The following is a 15,169-nucleotide window of genomic DNA, read 5'->3' on the forward strand; positions in this document are numbered from 1 at the left end:
CAAATGAAAAATCAGCGGTTGACTTGGTAATGAGAATCGCTATGATTATCACAACTGGTCGCGAGACTGGTCGATATTTGAAAAGCCCTTGGTTCGGACTCTCAGATATCTCCTCATCAGGCTAATCACGGTTATTTGACCCGGCTCTTGCCGGGTCTTTTTTTGCCTGTGGAAAAGTCCCTGGCTTACAGGCCGAACTGCTTGCGCATCTCTGCACAGTAATCCGGTACCGGCGTGTCAGGCGTGTACCAGACGTAATCGGCCATCGCCGCTGTGACTTCGCCGCCCTGCTGCGCCAGCATTAAAACCACGGGCGCCTCGGGCGCACCCAGATCCAGCACATGGATCGGCACGCCGACGTCCTTTCGCGCATGGTGAGCGCCGGCGAACAGCAAAGAAGGGGTGGGTGCCGCCAACAGTCGCTCGGCCATGCGCCGGTCACGTTGCTGCTGGACGGCGAGCATCGCCGGCATTTGCGATTGGGGCAGCAGGCCACAATGGGATTCACTGATCTGCGCCAGCAACTCAGACTTGACCGGGGCAGCATTGGAGCGAGTGCCGCTCAACGCGGGTGGCTGGGCGTAAAGAGCACGCACTTCGACCGTGTCCAGATTGGCGGCCAGCAATGGATACGGTTGGGTCAGGGCAAAACGAATGATCGGCCCATACAGATTCCAGTCCCAACCAGACTGCCACGCCAATGCACCGGGCAAATCGGCGGGCTGTGTCGAGGCGTGGCGCACGTCGTCGACGCGCAGCTGTTGATCCGGCGTGAGCATTTCCAGCAGCAGACTGCCTTGCGGGCGCCGCTCTCCCAGCGCCTGCAACAACCAGCGTTGCAGTTCATGTTGATCGCGATTGTCATGCTGCTCCCCCACGATCAATCGCGACGGCTTGGCCAGACGCGCCAACAGCTCCTGTGCCGTCAGCCTCTCACCGCTGTGCAAGTCGCGAATCTCGCCGACAACCGGTGGCGGCTTCGAAACATGCTGACAAGCACTCAGCATCAGCACCGCCAGAATCACCATCAAACGCATGCCCACCCCCTCAATCAATGAATCAACGGGCGATGATCAGCGGATGCCCACGCTCCGGATGCTGCTGCACCAAAACCTCCAGCCCGAATACCGCCTTGAGCGGTTCCGGGCGCAACACGTGCTCCGGGGTATCCAGCGCCACCGGGCGCCCGCCTTCGAGCAGTAACAGGCGATCACAATAGCGCGCCGCCAGGTTCAGATCATGCAGGATCACCAACACGGATGCGCCGCGATCGGCAAACTCGCGCACCGCTTGCAACGTGGTGTGTTGATGCAGCGGGTCAAGCATCGAAGTCGGCTCGTCGAGCAGCAGCGTTTGCCCCGCCTCGCCGGGCCACAGTTGCGCCAGCACCCGCGCCAGATGCACCCGCTGACGTTCGCCGCCGGACAACGCCAGATAGCTGCGACCACTCAAATGCCCGGCATCGGCGGCCTGCAAAGCGGCAGCGACGATTTCGTCGTCACGGACCCGGCCGCTCTGATGCGGCAAACGGCCCATACCGACGACCTCCTCGACGCGAAAGGCGAAGTCCAGGGTCGAGACTTGCGGCAACACCGCCAGACGCTGGGCTCGCTGGGCACCGGTCCAGTCATGCAACTCGCGTTCATCCAGCCATACGCTGCCATGATTCGCCGGCAACTCACCACACAAGGCACCCAGCAGTGTACTTTTACCGGCACCGTTAGGCCCCAGTACTCCGAGGACTTCCCCCGGATTGAGCTCAAGCGTGATGTCCGTCAGGACGATCTTGCGGCCCCGGAGAATTTGCAGATTTTGCGTTCGCAACATCAGGCACGCCCTCGGAGCAGTAGATAGAGGAAGAACGGTGCACCGATGAACGCGGTGACGATCCCGATCGGGAGTTCGGCCGGTGCCAGTGCCAGTCGCGCCACCAGATCAGCGAACAACAGGAGACTGGCGCCCGCCAGCACCGAGGCCGGCAATAACACCCGATGATCGGGACCGGCCAGCAGACGCACCAGATGCGGTACCACCAATCCGACAAACCCGATCATTCCCGCCGCTGCCACCGCCGCCCCGACTCCCAGCGCGGTGCAGAACACCAATTCGCGCTTGAGCCTTTCGACGTCGATCCCCAGGTGACCGGCCTCCGACTCTCCCAGCAGCAACGCATTCAGGGCCTTGGCCCGACGCGGCAACCACAGCGCCACGCCGACACTGATCAGCAGCAATGGCCAGAGTCGCGAATAGCTGGCGCCATTGAGACTGCCCAGGTTCCAGAAGGTCAGCGTGCGCAGGGTCGCGTCGTCCGCCAGATAGGTGAACAGTCCCACTGCCGAACCTGCAAGCGCCGTCAAGGCGATACCCGCCAGGAGCATGGTCGCGACATTGGTTTGTCCGTTACGCCGGCCCAGTCGATACACCAGCGCGGTCACGCCGAGGCCACCCAGAAATGCGCACAGCGAAAGCAGATAAGGTCCGAAGGATTCTGGCAAACCGCCAAACAGGGAACCGCCAACAATCGCAATCGCCGCGCCTAACGCCGCGCCGCTAGAAACACCCACCAGGCCCGGATCGGCCAGCGGGTTGCGAAACAATCCTTGCATCGCCACGCCCGACAACGCCAGCACGCCACCGACCGCCAACCCAAGCAAGGTACGCGGCAGGCGAATCTGGCCCAGGATCAGCTCGGCCTGCTCCAGTCCGTCAGGCGCAATGGGCAGGCCAACCATGCGCAACGCCGCGCGCAAGGTATCGAGCAACGGCAGGCTCACCGGTCCGAGCGCCAACGACAGCCAGATCGCCAACAAACACAGAACGCTCAGCCCCATGAATAAAGCACGGGGTTTTACCAGGACGGTCATTGAGCAGCAGTGCCGGGATAAAAGCCGTCACTGATTTTTTTCAACGCCTCGGGCAACCGCGGGCCAAGCCCACCCACCAGCAGCGTTGGATCGAGCTCCATGACACGCCCGTCCTTGGCGGCGCGGGTTGAAGACAGAATCGGGTTTTCCTTGAACAGCGCCGCACGCGCCGCCTCGCCGGACAGTGCGCGGTCGGCAAACACCAGCACCTCTGGGTCCAGGCTGATCAAGGATTCGTTGGAAAAAGGTTTGTAACCGGTGTGCGTCGCCAGATTGTGCCCTCCGGCCTTTTGGATCAGCCAATCTGCGGCGGTATCTTTGCCAGCAATGAGCGGCTTGCCGCCCGCGTGACCGATCAGCACCAGCACACCCGGCGAGGGTTGCGTCAGTTGCGCTTTGGTCACCCGAACCTTTTGCTGATCGAGCTGCTGTTGATAAGCCTGGAACAGTCGCGCAGCCTTGTCCTCGGCGCCGAGCAACTTGCCCAAGTGCTGCAAGTTGGCCTGCAACGTCGGCAGGTTCGGCTGAGCCGAGAACAGTTCAACTTGCACCCCCGCCGTGCGAATTTGCGAAATCACCGGCGGCGGCCCCATTTCTTCGGTGCCGACCAGGATCTGCGGGCGTAAGCTCAAGACGCCTTCCGCCGACAGCTGCCGTTGATAGCCGATGCTCGGCAACGCCTTGAGCGATTCCGGATTCTGGCTGGTCGTGTCGACGCCGACCAGTTTCGATTCGCCGCCCATCGCGCTGACCCACTCCGACAAGGCCCCGCCGGCGCTGACCCAGCGTTGTTGCAACTCGGCCGCTACGGCGTGGTGACTGATGAGGAGTCCGGCACAGAGCGCAGCAATGCGGGTACTCAGGCGCATAAACAGCTTCCTTTAAAGGTTTTCCCAGGCATTGAGGTGACAGGCCAAGTATCCTCGGCATCCGGCACCGGCCCCGATGGGCGAAGCGGCCATTTGATAATTGTTTGCATTTGAACGTCAAGCTCGGACATATCCAGTCACGAGCCGCCGCACTTGAGGATAGACATGAAGTTTCTTTGCGCAGGCGTTGAGCTGGCCGAATCCAGCAGCCGCGGTTTCGAGATTGACGGCGCGAAGCTCTTCGCCGTGCGCCGCAAAGGCCAGGTCTACGTCTATATCAACCGTTGCCCGCACCGTGGCGTCGGGCTGGAATGGACACCCGACCAGTTTCTCGACCCCAGCAACAGCCTGATCCAGTGTGCCACCCACGGCGCACTGTTCATGATCGAAGATGGCGAGTGCGTCGCCGGCCCATGCGCCGGGCAGTACCTGACCACTGTTGAGAGTCGCGAAGACGCTCAAGGCATCTGGATCAATCTTTAACCGCCGAACACCACCTCCAGGCGCCGGTCGACCACCATTTCTTCGTGGGTCAAGTGCACGCCGTAAGCCAATACCTCGACCCCGCACGCCACCGCTTCTCGCAAAGCGGCCGCGTAGGCAGAATCGATTTCCTCTGCAGGACGCACGGCATCGATGCCGGTGAGGTTCACGCAGTACAACTGCACCGCGCGAATCCCGTCCCGCGCCAGATGCGCCAATTCGCGCAAATGCTTGGCACCGCGTTGGGTCACCGCATCGGGAAACGCCGCCACCGATGAGCCATCAAAGCCCAACGTGACACTTTTGACTTCCACATACGCCGGTCCACTCGGGTAATCGAGGCGAAAATCGATGCGGCTGCTCTCCTGCCCGTAGGCCACTTCGCGTTTCAGCTCGTTGAAGCCGTTGAGCTCCGTAATGATGCCGGCCCGCAGCGCCTCTTCAATCAAACCGTTGGCTCGCCCGGTGTTCACGCAGAACAGACGTCCTTGAGAGGTTTCGCCGATTTCCCAGGTCCCGGGCAACTTGCGCTTGGGGTCATTGGAGCGACTGAACCAGACCTGCCCGCCCTCCACCTGACAATTGAGCATCGAGCCGGTGTTCGGGCAGTGAATGGTCAGCAACTCGCCATGAACGGTTTCGATATCGGCGAGAAAACGCTTGTAACGTCGGATCAAGCGACCTTCTTCAAGGGGAGGATTGAAGCGCATCAGCCTTGCCAGCTCTTCAAGCCGCGAGCGATGCGCTCGACCGCTTCCTGCAAGCGCGGAAGGCTTTGGGTGTAGGCAAAGCGCACGTGATGGCCGGCCTGATAACGCCCGAAGTCGAGGCCCGGGGTAATCGCCACGTGTTCGGTTTCAAGGAAATGCCGACAGAACGCGAAGGCATCGCCGCCGAACTTGCTGATATCGGCATACAAGTAGAACGCACCCTCAGGTTCAACGGCGATGCCGAAACCCAACTCTCGCAGGGCGGGCAGCAGAAAATCCCGACGCCGACCAAACTCGGAGCGACGCTCTTCAAGAATGGCGATGGTCGCAGGCTCGAAACACGCCAGTGCGGCATGTTGGGCCATGCTCGGCGCGCTGATGTAGAGGTTCTGTGCGAGTTTTTCCAGTTCGCCGACCGCCGCTTCCGGCGCCACCAGCCAACCGAGTCTCCAGCCGGTCATGCCGAAATACTTTGAAAAACTATTCAGCACGAAGGCGCTGTCATCGACTTCCAGTACGCTGGCGGCATCGGTGCCGTAGGTCAGACCGTGGTAGATCTCGTCCACCACCAGATGGCCATGCCGCGCCTTGATCGCGGTCGACAGGCCCGCCAGCTCGTCTCGGGTCAGGATGGTCCCGGTCGGGTTGGCCGGCGACGCCACCAGCGCGCCGACGCTGTCGTGATCCCAATGACGCTCGACCAGGTCCGGTGTCAGTTGATACCGCACCTCCGGACCGACGGGGACAAGCTGCGCCGCACCTTCGACCAGCCGCAGGAAGTGCCGGTTGCACGGGTAACCCGGGTCCGCCAGCAGCCAGTGTTTGCCCGGATCCACCAGCAAGGCGCTGGCCAGCAGCAATGCGCCGGAACCGCCGGGGGTGATGAGGATTCGCTGCGGATCAATGTTCAAACCGTAACGCTGCTGATAGAAGCCGGAAATGGCCTCACGCAGTTCGGGAATGCCACGGGCAGCGGTGTAACGGGTTTTCCCCGCCGTCAGTGCGGCCTGGCCAGCCTGGATGATCGGCTCGGCGGTGGTGAAGTCCGGTTCGCCGATTTCCAGGTGGATCACATCGTGGCCGGCGGCTTGCAGCTCATTGGCCCGCGCCAGCAGCGCCATGACATGGAACGGTTCGATTGCGCGACTGCGGGCACTGTAGGACTGAGCCATTAGCCTTCCTTCAACGAGGGAAAAAAACCGATTCTACCCAAGCGCAGGAACGAGCGAGAACCTAAAGCGGTCAGACGCCTTAAGACCCTGGCCACAAACGACTCATGCGAGTGCGCGAGGTTTGACTAAAATCATTAATTGATCAGGTCTCCAGCACCACCAGTCAAGGCTTTGCAATCATTTGCAAGCCCTTCGGGCCACTACCTCGACATCCGGGAGTAGCGCGGCCCGATTTGATCTGGTAAGTTCGCCCGCTTGCAGCCGCAGGGCCGGCAGGTGTCGGTGATGGAGCAATCCTGCGCAGATGGATTACAAGAGTAGAGGCGGTCCATTTCATGCCCACCCAAGCAAAGCAGCAAAATCAGTCGATCAGCGGCTTCGAACCCTACAAAGAAGTAAAGGGCGAGGAGTACATGGGCAAACCCATGCGCGCTCACTTCACCAAGATCCTGAATAAGTGGAAACAGGACTTGATGCAGGAAGTCGACCGCACGGTTGATCACATGAAAGACGAAGCGGCCAACTTCCCTGACCCGGCAGACCGTGCCAGCCAGGAAGAAGAGTTCAGCCTTGAATTGCGCGCCCGCGACCGTGAGCGCAAGTTGATCAAGAAGATCGACAAGACGCTGCAATTGATCGAAGACGAAGAATATGGCTGGTGCGAGTCCTGCGGCGTCGAGATCGGCGTCAAGCGACTGGAAGCCCGCCCTACCGCCGACATGTGCGTTGACTGCAAGACCCTGGCGGAAATCAAGGAAAAGCAAGTCGGCAAGTAATCTCGACTTGAACGAAGAACGGAGCGTGCGAACGCTCCGTTTTTGTTTCCGACATTTGCCCCGACAGCAAAACTGTGGGAGCGAGCCTGCTCGCGAAGAGGCCTTAAGCTTCATACACCGCTTTCGCAAGCAAGCTCGCTCCCACAGGGTCTGGCGCAAGCCTGGAAAAGTAACATCGCCTATATGACTGCCACCTCCTACATCGGTCGCTTCGCCCCCACGCCAAGCGGCCACCTGCATTTCGGTTCGCTGGTTGCCGCGCTGGCCTCGTACCTCGACGCGCGGTCGGTGGGCGGGCGTTGGCTGATGCGCATGGAAGACCTCGATCCGCCACGGGAAGAACCCGGCGCGCAAGCGGCCATCCTCAAGGCGCTGGAAAGCTACGGTTTCGAGTGGGACGGCGAAATGGTCCGACAAAGCGACCGGCACGATGCCTACGCCGAAGTGCTCAATCGCCTGTTCAATCATGGCCTGGCCTACGCCTGCACCTGTTCGCGCAAACAGCTTGAGCCCTATCACGGCATTTATCCGGGCCTGTGCCGCAATGCCGGCCATGGCACTGAAGACGCTGCGATTCGCCTGCGTGTGCCCGAGCTCGAATACCACTTCATCGACCGCGTGCAAGGTGAATACCGCCAGCATCTGGGTCGGGATGTCGGTGATTTCGTGATCCGCCGCCGCGATGGACTCTACGCCTACCAATTGGCCGTGGTCCTCGATGACGCCTGGCAAGGCGTCACCGACATCGTCCGTGGCGCGGACCTGCTCGACTCCACGCCACGTCAGCTCTATCTGCAGGAACTGCTGGGTTTCTCGCAACCGCGCTATCTGCACATCCCGCTGATTACCCAGCCTGACGGCAACAAGCTCGGCAAGTCCTACCGTTCGCCACCGCTGACCGAAGATCAGGCCACACCTTTGTTACTGCGTGCATTGCGCGCGCTCGGGCAGAATCCGGGCGCCGAACTGGCGTATGCCACCCCACGTGAAGTGCTGAACTGGGGTATCGCCCACTGGGATGCGCTGAAGATCCCGCGCACACTCAACCTGCCCGAAGCGCAACTACAGTGATCAGACTTGCAGTGGCGCGCCCATCCGTTACCATCGCCGCACGTTTTCGGGCACGCGCATAAAAAAGAGAGGCCGGGATGTACATCTATCGCTTGGTCCTGCTCCTGGTAGTGGGGATTTACCTGTTCTCCCCGGCCATCATGGATTGGTGGATCGACGCCACTGGCGCCTGGTATCGCCCATATCTGCTCTGGCTGATTCTGATCGTCGTGACCTTCATCCTGCAGAGCCAAAAAGATGCCGATGAGCTTTAGCCTGACCCAGATGATCCTGATCAGCGCCGCGTACCTGGCGGTGCTGTTCGGCGTCGCCTGGATCAGCGAACGGGGAATGATCCCCCGGGCGATCATTCGCCACCCGCTGACGTACACCCTGTCGCTGGGTGTTTATGCCAGTGCCTGGGCGTTTTACGGCACGGTGGGCCTGGCCTATCAGTACGGCTACGGCTTTCTCTCCAGCTACCTCGGGGTTTCCGGGGCATTTCTGCTGGCGCCGGTGTTGCTGTATCCGATCCTGAAAATTACGCGCACCTATCAGCTGTCGTCACTGGCGGACCTGTTCGCGTTCCGTTTCCGCAGCACCTGGGCCGGCGCACTGACCACGATCTTCATGCTGATCGGCGTACTGCCGTTGTTGGCGTTGCAGATTCAGGCGGTGGCCGACTCGATCGGTATTCTCACCCGCGAGCCGGTGCAGCATCGCGTGGCCCTGAGCTTCTGCGCACTGATTACGCTGTTCACGATTTTCTTTGGCTCGCGCCACATCGCCACCCGCGAGAAACATGAAGGGCTGGTGTTCGCGATTGCATTCGAGTCGGTGATCAAGCTGATCGCCATTGGCGGCGTTGGTTTGTATGCACTTTACGGCGTGTTCGACGGCCCGCAACAGCTTGAGCTTTGGTTGCTGCAAAACCAGACCGCCCTCGCCGCGCTGCACACGCCGTTGCAGGAAGGCCCGTGGCGCACGCTGCTGCTGGTGTTCTTCGCCTCGGCGATTGTGATGCCGCACATGTATCACATGACGTTTACCGAAAACCTCAACCCGCGCTCACTGGTCAGTGCGAGCTGGGGCTTGCCGCTGTTCCTGCTGTTGATGAGCCTGGCGGTGCCGCTGATTCTCTGGGCCGGCCTGAAACTGGGCGCGACCACCAATCCTGAATATTTCACGCTGGGCATCGGCATCGCCGCCAACAGCAAAGCCCTGGCGCTGCTGGCGTACATTGGCGGGCTATCGGCAGCCAGCGGGCTGATCATCGTCACCACCCTCGCACTGTCCGGGATGGCGTTGAACCACCTGGTGCTGCCGCTTTATCAGCCACCGGCCGAAGGCAACATCTACCGCTGGCTGAAGTGGACGCGTCGGGCGCTGATCGTCGCGATCATCATGGCCGGTTACGGCTTCTATCTGCTGCTGGGCGCGGAGCAGGATCTGGCCAACCTCGGCATCGTCGCGTTTGTCGCGACGTTGCAGTTCCTGCCCGGCGTACTGTCTGTCCTGTATTGGCCGACCGCCAACCGTCGCGGCTTCATCGCCGGTTTGCTGGCGGGGATTCTGGTGTGGCTGGTGACCATGCTGTTGCCACTGGTCGGCAACCTGCAAGGCTTCTACATCCCGCTGCTGAACATGATCTACGTGCTGGACGACACCAGTTGGCACATGGCCGCAATCGCTTCGCTGGCCGCCAACGTGCTGATGTTCACCCTGATTTCACTGTTCACCAACGCCAGTCCCGAGGAGGCCAGCGCTGCCGAAGCCTGCGCCGTGGACAACGTGCGTCGCCCGCAACGCCGCGAACTGCACGCGGCCTCGCCTCAAGAGTTTGCCACGCAACTGGCCAAACCCTTGGGCGCCAAGGCTGCGCAAAAGGAAGTCGAACAAGCGCTGCGCGATCTCTATCTGCCGTTTGACGAGCGCCGTCCTTACGCCTTGCGCCGCTTGCGTGACCGGATCGAGGCCAACCTCTCGGGCCTGATGGGGCCGAGCGTCGCCCAGGACATGGTTGAGACCTTCCTGCCCTACAAGGCCGGCGGCGAAAACTACGTCACCGAGGACATCCACTTCATCGAAAGCCGACTCGAGGACTACCACTCGCGCCTCACCGGCCTTGCCGCTGAACTCGATGCCCTGCGCCGCTATCACCGCCAGACCCTGCAAGAATTGCCGATGGGCGTCTGCTCGCTGGCCAAGGATCAGGAAATCCTCATGTGGAACAAAGCCATGGAGGAGCTGACCGGCATTGCCGCGCAGCGCGTGGTCGGTTCGCGCCTGAGCACCATCGCCGATCCGTGGAAAGAACTGCTGCAAGGCTTCATCAACCTGCCGGACGAGCACTTGCACAAACAGCACTTGGCGCTTGATGGCCAGACCCGCTGGCTGAACCTGCACAAAGCGGCAATCGACGAGCCGCTCGCGCCGGGTAACAGTGGTTTGGTCTTGCTGGTGGAAGACCTGACCGAAACACAAATGCTCGAAGACAAACTGGTGCACTCCGAGCGTCTGGCCAGCATCGGGCGCCTCGCTGCGGGCGTGGCCCATGAAATCGGCAACCCGATCACTGGCATCGCGTGTCTGGCGCAGAACCTGCGCGAAGAACGCGAAGACGATGGCGAGCTGAAGGAAATCAGCGGGCAGATTCTGGAGCAGACCAAACGCGTATCGCGCATCGTGCAGTCGCTGATGAGTTTCGCCCACGCCGGCAGTCATCAGCACAGCGACGAGCCCGTCTGTCTGGCCGAAGTGGCGCAGGATGCCATCGGTTTGCTGGCCCTGAACCGACGTAATTTCGAAGTGCAGTTCTACAACCTGTGCGACCCCGATCACTGGGTCGAAGGCGATCCGCAGCGACTCGCCCAGGTACTGATCAACCTGCTCTCAAACGCCCGTGACGCCTCGCCTCCCGGCAGCGCGGTGCGGGTAAAAAGCGAAGCCGGCGAACACACGGTCGACCTGATCGTGGAGGACGAAGGCAGCGGTATTCCGAAGAACATCATGGACCGATTGTTCGAACCTTTCTTCACCACCAAGGATCCTGGCGAAGGCACCGGTCTGGGCCTTGCACTGGTCTATTCCATCGTTGAAGAGCATTATGGACAAATCACCATCGACAGCCCGGCTGATGTTCAAAGCCAACGCGGCACCCGTATCCGGGTGACCTTGCCGCGTCATGTCGAAGCGACGTCCGCTGTGAACTGAGACCGTCGAGAGTATCGAATCAATGCCGCACATTTTGATCGTCGAAGACGAAACAATTATCCGCTCCGCCTTGCGCCGCCTGCTGGAACGAAACCAGTACCAGGTGAGCGAAGCCGGTTCAGTGCAGGAAGCACAAGAACGCTTCACCATTCCCACGTTCGACCTGATCGTCAGCGACTTGCGCCTGCCTGGCGCGCCGGGCACCGAGTTGATCAAACTCGGCCAGGGCACTCCAGTGCTGATCATGACCAGCTACGCCAGCCTGCGCTCGGCGGTCGACTCCATGAAGATGGGCGCGGTGGATTACATCGCCAAACCTTTCGACCACGACGAAATGCTCCAGGCCGTCGCACGCATCCTGCGTGATCGGCAAACGGTACAGACCAGCGGTGAACCCGTGGCCGGCAAAGCCGCCAATGGCGCCGCGAAACCGGGTGTCGACAACAGCAACGGCGAAATCGGCATCATCGGTTCATGCCCGCCGATGCAGGACCTGTACAGCAAGATCCGCAAAGTTGCGCCGACCGATTCCAATGTCCTGATCCAGGGCGAATCCGGCACCGGTAAAGAACTGGTGGCGCGCGCCCTGCACAACCTCTCCAGACGTGCCAAGGCACCGATGATTTCGGTGAACTGCGCAGCGATTCCGGAAAGCCTGATCGAGTCCGAACTGTTCGGCCACGAAAAAGGCGCGTTCACCGGCGCCAGCGCCGGACGTGCCGGCCTGGTGGAAGCGGCGGACGGCGGCACCTTGTTCCTCGATGAAATCGGCGAACTGCCGCTGGAAGCCCAGGCTCGCTTGCTGCGCGTGTTGCAGGAAGGTGAAATTCGCCGAGTGGGCTCGGTGCAGTCGCAGAAGGTCGATGTGCGTTTGATCGCCGCGACCCACCGCGACCTCAAGAGCCTGGCCAAGATCGGTCAGTTCCGTGAAGACTTGTATTACCGCCTCCACGTGATCGCCCTGAAACTGCCGGCCCTGCGCGAGCGTGGCGCCGACGTCAACGAAATCGCCAATGCTTTCCTGGCGCGGCAGAGCGCGCGGGTGAACCGCACCGACCTGAAATTCGCCGCGGACGCCGAGCAGGCAATTCGTCATTACTCCTGGCCGGGCAACGTGCGTGAGCTGGAAAACGCGGTCGAACGTGCGGTCATCCTGTGCGAGAGCCCGGAAATTTCCGCCGAGCTGCTGGGCATCGACATCGAGCTGAGCGACCTGGAAGACGACGATTTCATCGGCCTGCCTCCGCAACAGGGCAATGGCGCCGGCAACAACAATCATGAGCCGACCGAAGACCTGTCTCTGGAAGATTACTTCCAGCACTTCGTTCTCGAGCATCAGGACCACATGACCGAAACCGAGCTGGCACGCAAACTCGGCGTCAGTCGCAAATGCCTGTGGGAACGCCGTCAGCGCCTGGGTATTCCGCGGCGCAAGACCGGGGTGGCCAGCGAGAGCTGAGCGGGTAACACATGACTGTGTGAAAAAACTGTTACCTCAGCTTTTTCACGTAACAGAAACCGGGGCTTACGGTAACGAAGCCCCGGTTTTTTTGGGCCTCGAAAAAGCCAATCAAGTGACATAACCCCTTGTTTTGCTGGGCATCACAAAAGTTGGCACGCACCCTGCTATATGTTTGGTACAAGAACAATAACAAGCAATGCACAAGACAATAAAAATAAGACGAATCGACTCACGCACAATAAAAACAAGACGGCATGAGGCGCAGCTAACTGATTCTTTTGGAGAGGCGTTGTATTTGGGGCTAGCCCCACGACCAGGCCGAGAACAACAAAAACTGTCCTAAGACAGAGCCTGAACTGGTTGGATCGCAAGATCACTGCAGCACAGCGACCAAAGCAATCCGTTTGCTCTTGGCTCCCGATTGGGAGGGTCATGAAGGAAAACTTCATGACGCGGGCACTCAACAAAAACAAAAAGCCCGAAACCAATAACAAAAATAGAACATGCAACTACTTCTTGGGGAGCTTCGGCTCCCCTTGTAGTTTCTGGCGTTTACCCCCGTGCCAGACATGCCCTTCAAGCGCTTGCGCAGCTTCCTACACCATCCCCCGACTAAATGCTAGAATCCCCGCCCATCATGCGGTCATTCTTCGTTATGGCCGAACATTCCTTCAAACAGTGCATCCCATGCTGAAGAAGTTGTTCCAGTCATTCCGTTCTCCCAAGCGTCATACGCAACACATTCGCAGCACGCCTGAAGTGCTCAACAGCGGCCAACATTCGCTGCAGAAGGCGCAATTCAGCCGTTACGCGGTGAATATCGTCGAACGCCTGCAGAACGCCGGTTACCAGGCTTACCTGGTCGGCGGTTGTGTGCGTGACATGATGCTGGGCATCACGCCGAAAGATTTTGACGTCGCCACCAGTGCTACCCCTGAGCAGGTGCGCGCCGAATTCCGCAATGCGCGGATCATTGGCCGCCGCTTCAAACTGGTGCATATCCACTTTGGCCGCGAAATCATTGAAGTCGCGACCTTCCGCGCCAATCACCCGCAAAACGACGAAGAGGAAGACAGCAACCAGTCTTCCCGCAACGAGAGCGGGCGCATTCTGCGCGATAACGTTTACGGCACGCTGGAAGAGGACGCGCAACGCCGCGACTTCACCATCAACGCCCTGTATTACGACCCGGTCAGCGAGCGCATTCTCGACTATGCCAACGGCGTACACGACATCCGCAACCACCTGATCCGCCTGATTGGCGATCCGAAGCAACGCTACCAGGAAGACCCGGTGCGGATGCTGCGGGCCGTGCGTTTCGCCGCCAAGCTGAATTTCGGCATCGAAAAACACAGCGCCCTGCCGATCCGCGATCTGGCGCCAATGCTGCGCGAGATCCCGTCGGCTCGCCTGTTCGAAGAAGTGCTCAAGCTGTTCCTCTCCGGCCACGCCGCGGACACCTTTGAGATGCTGGTCGACTTGCAGCTGTTCGATCCGCTGTTCCCGGCCAGTGCCGAGGCGCTGGAATACAACCCGACGTACACCCACACCCTGATCAGCGAAGCGCTGATCAACACCGACCTGCGGATCAAGCAGAACAAACCGGTGACCCCGGCGTTCCTGTTTGCGGCCCTGCTCTGGCCTGCCCTGCCCGCCCGCGTATTGCGCTTGCAGGAACGTGGCATGCCGCCGATTCCGGCGATGCAGGAAGCGGCGCACGAGCTGATTGCCGAGCAGTGCCAGCGGATCGCGATTCCAAAACGCTTCACCATGCCGATCCGCGAGATCTGGGACATGCAGGAACGTCTGCCGCGCCGCAGTGGCAAACGCGCCGACCTGTTGCTGGACAACCCGCGGTTCCGCGCCGGTTACGACTTCCTGCTGCTGCGCGAAAGCGCCGGTGAGCAGACCGATGGCCTGGGCGAATGGTGGACGGATTATCAGGACGCCAACGACAGCGAGCGCCGCGACATGATCCGCGACCTCAGCGGCAAGGACGAGGGCGCCAGCGGTGCGCCGCGCAAACGTCGCCGCAGCGGCGGTGCCAAGCGCAAACGTGCAGCTGGCGCGCCGAGCACCACGGGCGAGTAATCGATGGAACGCATCTACATCGGCATGGGCAGCAATCTGGCTGACCCCGCCGAACAATTGCGCAGCGCCGTCGAAGCGCTGGCGCGGTTGCCGCAGACCGAACTGGTCGGGGTTTCCGCTTTTTATCAAAGCGACTCGCTGCTGCCCGGCCAACCGCGTTACACCAACGCGGTCGCCGCCCTCGACAGCACGCTTGCACCGCTGGCGCTGCTCGACGCGCTGCAAGCCATCGAGAACGGACAGGGCCGCGAGCGTCTCGAACGCTGGGGGCCACGCACGCTGGATCTCGACATCGTGCTGTTCGGTAATCGGCTGATCGACGAACCGCGCCTCAAGGTGCCTCACTACCATATGCAGGAACGCGCGTTCGTTCTGTATCCGCTGGCCGAACTGGCGCCGGTGGATTTACGCTTGGCGGATGGCCGTGCCTTGGCCGAACTGCTCGCGTCCTGCCCGTTTGTCGGGCTGGAACGCCTCTC

The 15,169-nt window shown here is 60.7% G+C and carries 14 protein-coding genes; 8 read left to right on the forward strand and 6 right to left on the reverse strand.

The window, feature by feature from the left end:
* Positions 1 to 185 precede the first annotated feature (185 nt).
* From Q7W83_RS23785 to Q7W83_RS23800, 4 genes are read right to left on the reverse strand one after another with little or no spacing between them, the layout of a single operon-like run.
* A complete protein-coding gene (locus Q7W83_RS23785; protein WP_473657294.1) occupies positions 186 to 1,037 on the reverse strand; it encodes a ChaN family lipoprotein in 852 nt (283 codons plus the stop codon).
* A gap of 22 nt (positions 1,038 to 1,059) precedes the next feature.
* Positions 1,060 to 1,827: a heme ABC transporter ATP-binding protein gene (locus Q7W83_RS23790; RefSeq protein ID WP_150633572.1), complete on the reverse strand. Its 768-nt coding sequence runs from the start codon at positions 1,825 to 1,827 to the stop codon at positions 1,060 to 1,062.
* A complete protein-coding gene (locus Q7W83_RS23795) occupies positions 1,827 to 2,810 on the reverse strand; it encodes a FecCD family ABC transporter permease (RefSeq protein ID WP_458378068.1) in 984 nt (327 codons plus the stop codon). The genes Q7W83_RS23790 and Q7W83_RS23795 overlap by 1 nt, the downstream gene beginning before the upstream one ends.
* 50 nt (positions 2,811 to 2,860) lie before the next feature.
* The gene (locus tag Q7W83_RS23800) at positions 2,861 to 3,733 is read right to left on the reverse strand and encodes a heme/hemin ABC transporter substrate-binding protein (RefSeq protein ID WP_473657296.1); all 873 of its coding nucleotides are present in this window, start codon (positions 3,731 to 3,733) and stop codon (positions 2,861 to 2,863) included.
* Positions 3,734 to 3,898: 165 nt separating this feature from the next.
* Between Q7W83_RS23800 and Q7W83_RS23805 the strand changes: the two genes are divergently transcribed.
* Positions 3,899 to 4,216 (forward strand): Rieske (2Fe-2S) protein, encoded by a 318-nt coding sequence (locus Q7W83_RS23805; protein WP_150654459.1) that lies wholly within the window; start codon positions 3,899 to 3,901, stop codon positions 4,214 to 4,216.
* On the opposite strand, the gene sfsA is transcribed toward Q7W83_RS23805, so the two are convergent.
* Both sfsA and Q7W83_RS23815 read right to left on the reverse strand, forming a co-directional pair.
* Entirely contained in the window at positions 4,213 to 4,926 is a 714-nt protein-coding gene (sfsA, locus tag Q7W83_RS23810) for a DNA/RNA nuclease SfsA (protein WP_473657299.1), read from the reverse strand. The genes Q7W83_RS23805 and sfsA overlap by 4 nt on opposite strands.
* Positions 4,926 to 6,098 carry a pyridoxal phosphate-dependent aminotransferase gene (locus Q7W83_RS23815; protein WP_150654461.1) on the reverse strand — a complete coding sequence of 391 codons (1,173 nt, stop codon included), beginning with the start codon at positions 6,096 to 6,098 and terminating at the stop codon, positions 4,926 to 4,928. Before Q7W83_RS23815 ends, sfsA begins: the two co-directional genes overlap by 1 nt.
* A gap of 335 nt (positions 6,099 to 6,433) precedes the next feature.
* Here Q7W83_RS23815 and dksA point away from each other — a divergent pair, with 335 nt between their 5' ends.
* From dksA to folK, 7 genes are all read left to right on the forward strand, one after another.
* Positions 6,434 to 6,874 (forward strand): RNA polymerase-binding protein DksA, encoded by a 441-nt coding sequence (gene dksA / locus Q7W83_RS23820; protein WP_007902025.1) that lies wholly within the window; start codon positions 6,434 to 6,436, stop codon positions 6,872 to 6,874.
* 183 nt (positions 6,875 to 7,057) lie between these two features.
* Complete coding sequence (gluQRS, locus tag Q7W83_RS23825) at positions 7,058 to 7,945, forward strand: tRNA glutamyl-Q(34) synthetase GluQRS (protein WP_150638259.1); 888 nt, start codon at positions 7,058 to 7,060, stop codon at positions 7,943 to 7,945.
* Positions 7,946 to 8,022: 77 nt separating this feature from the next.
* Positions 8,023 to 8,199 carry a hypothetical protein gene (locus Q7W83_RS23830; protein ID WP_003176118.1) on the forward strand — a complete coding sequence of 59 codons (177 nt, stop codon included), beginning with the start codon at positions 8,023 to 8,025 and terminating at the stop codon, positions 8,197 to 8,199.
* A complete protein-coding gene (locus Q7W83_RS23835) occupies positions 8,183 to 11,137 on the forward strand; it encodes a sensor histidine kinase (protein ID WP_162556248.1) in 2,955 nt (984 codons plus the stop codon). Before Q7W83_RS23830 ends, Q7W83_RS23835 begins: the two co-directional genes overlap by 17 nt.
* A 22-nt stretch (positions 11,138 to 11,159) precedes the next feature.
* Positions 11,160 to 12,596 carry a sigma-54-dependent transcriptional regulator gene (locus Q7W83_RS23840; protein WP_150633579.1) on the forward strand — a complete coding sequence of 479 codons (1,437 nt, stop codon included), beginning with the start codon at positions 11,160 to 11,162 and terminating at the stop codon, positions 12,594 to 12,596.
* A 690-nt stretch (positions 12,597 to 13,286) separates the two neighbouring features.
* Positions 13,287 to 14,690, forward strand: coding sequence for a polynucleotide adenylyltransferase PcnB (locus Q7W83_RS23845; RefSeq protein ID WP_150633580.1), 1,404 nt, complete (start codon positions 13,287 to 13,289; stop codon positions 14,688 to 14,690).
* 3 nt (positions 14,691 to 14,693) lie between these two features.
* Positions 14,694 to 15,169, forward strand: a 476-nt coding sequence (folK, locus tag Q7W83_RS23850; RefSeq protein ID WP_473657307.1) for a 2-amino-4-hydroxy-6-hydroxymethyldihydropteridine diphosphokinase, incomplete at its 3' end; no start/stop codon positions are given.

The sequence above is a fragment of the Pseudomonas sp. 300 genome (genome assembly GCF_055803035.1).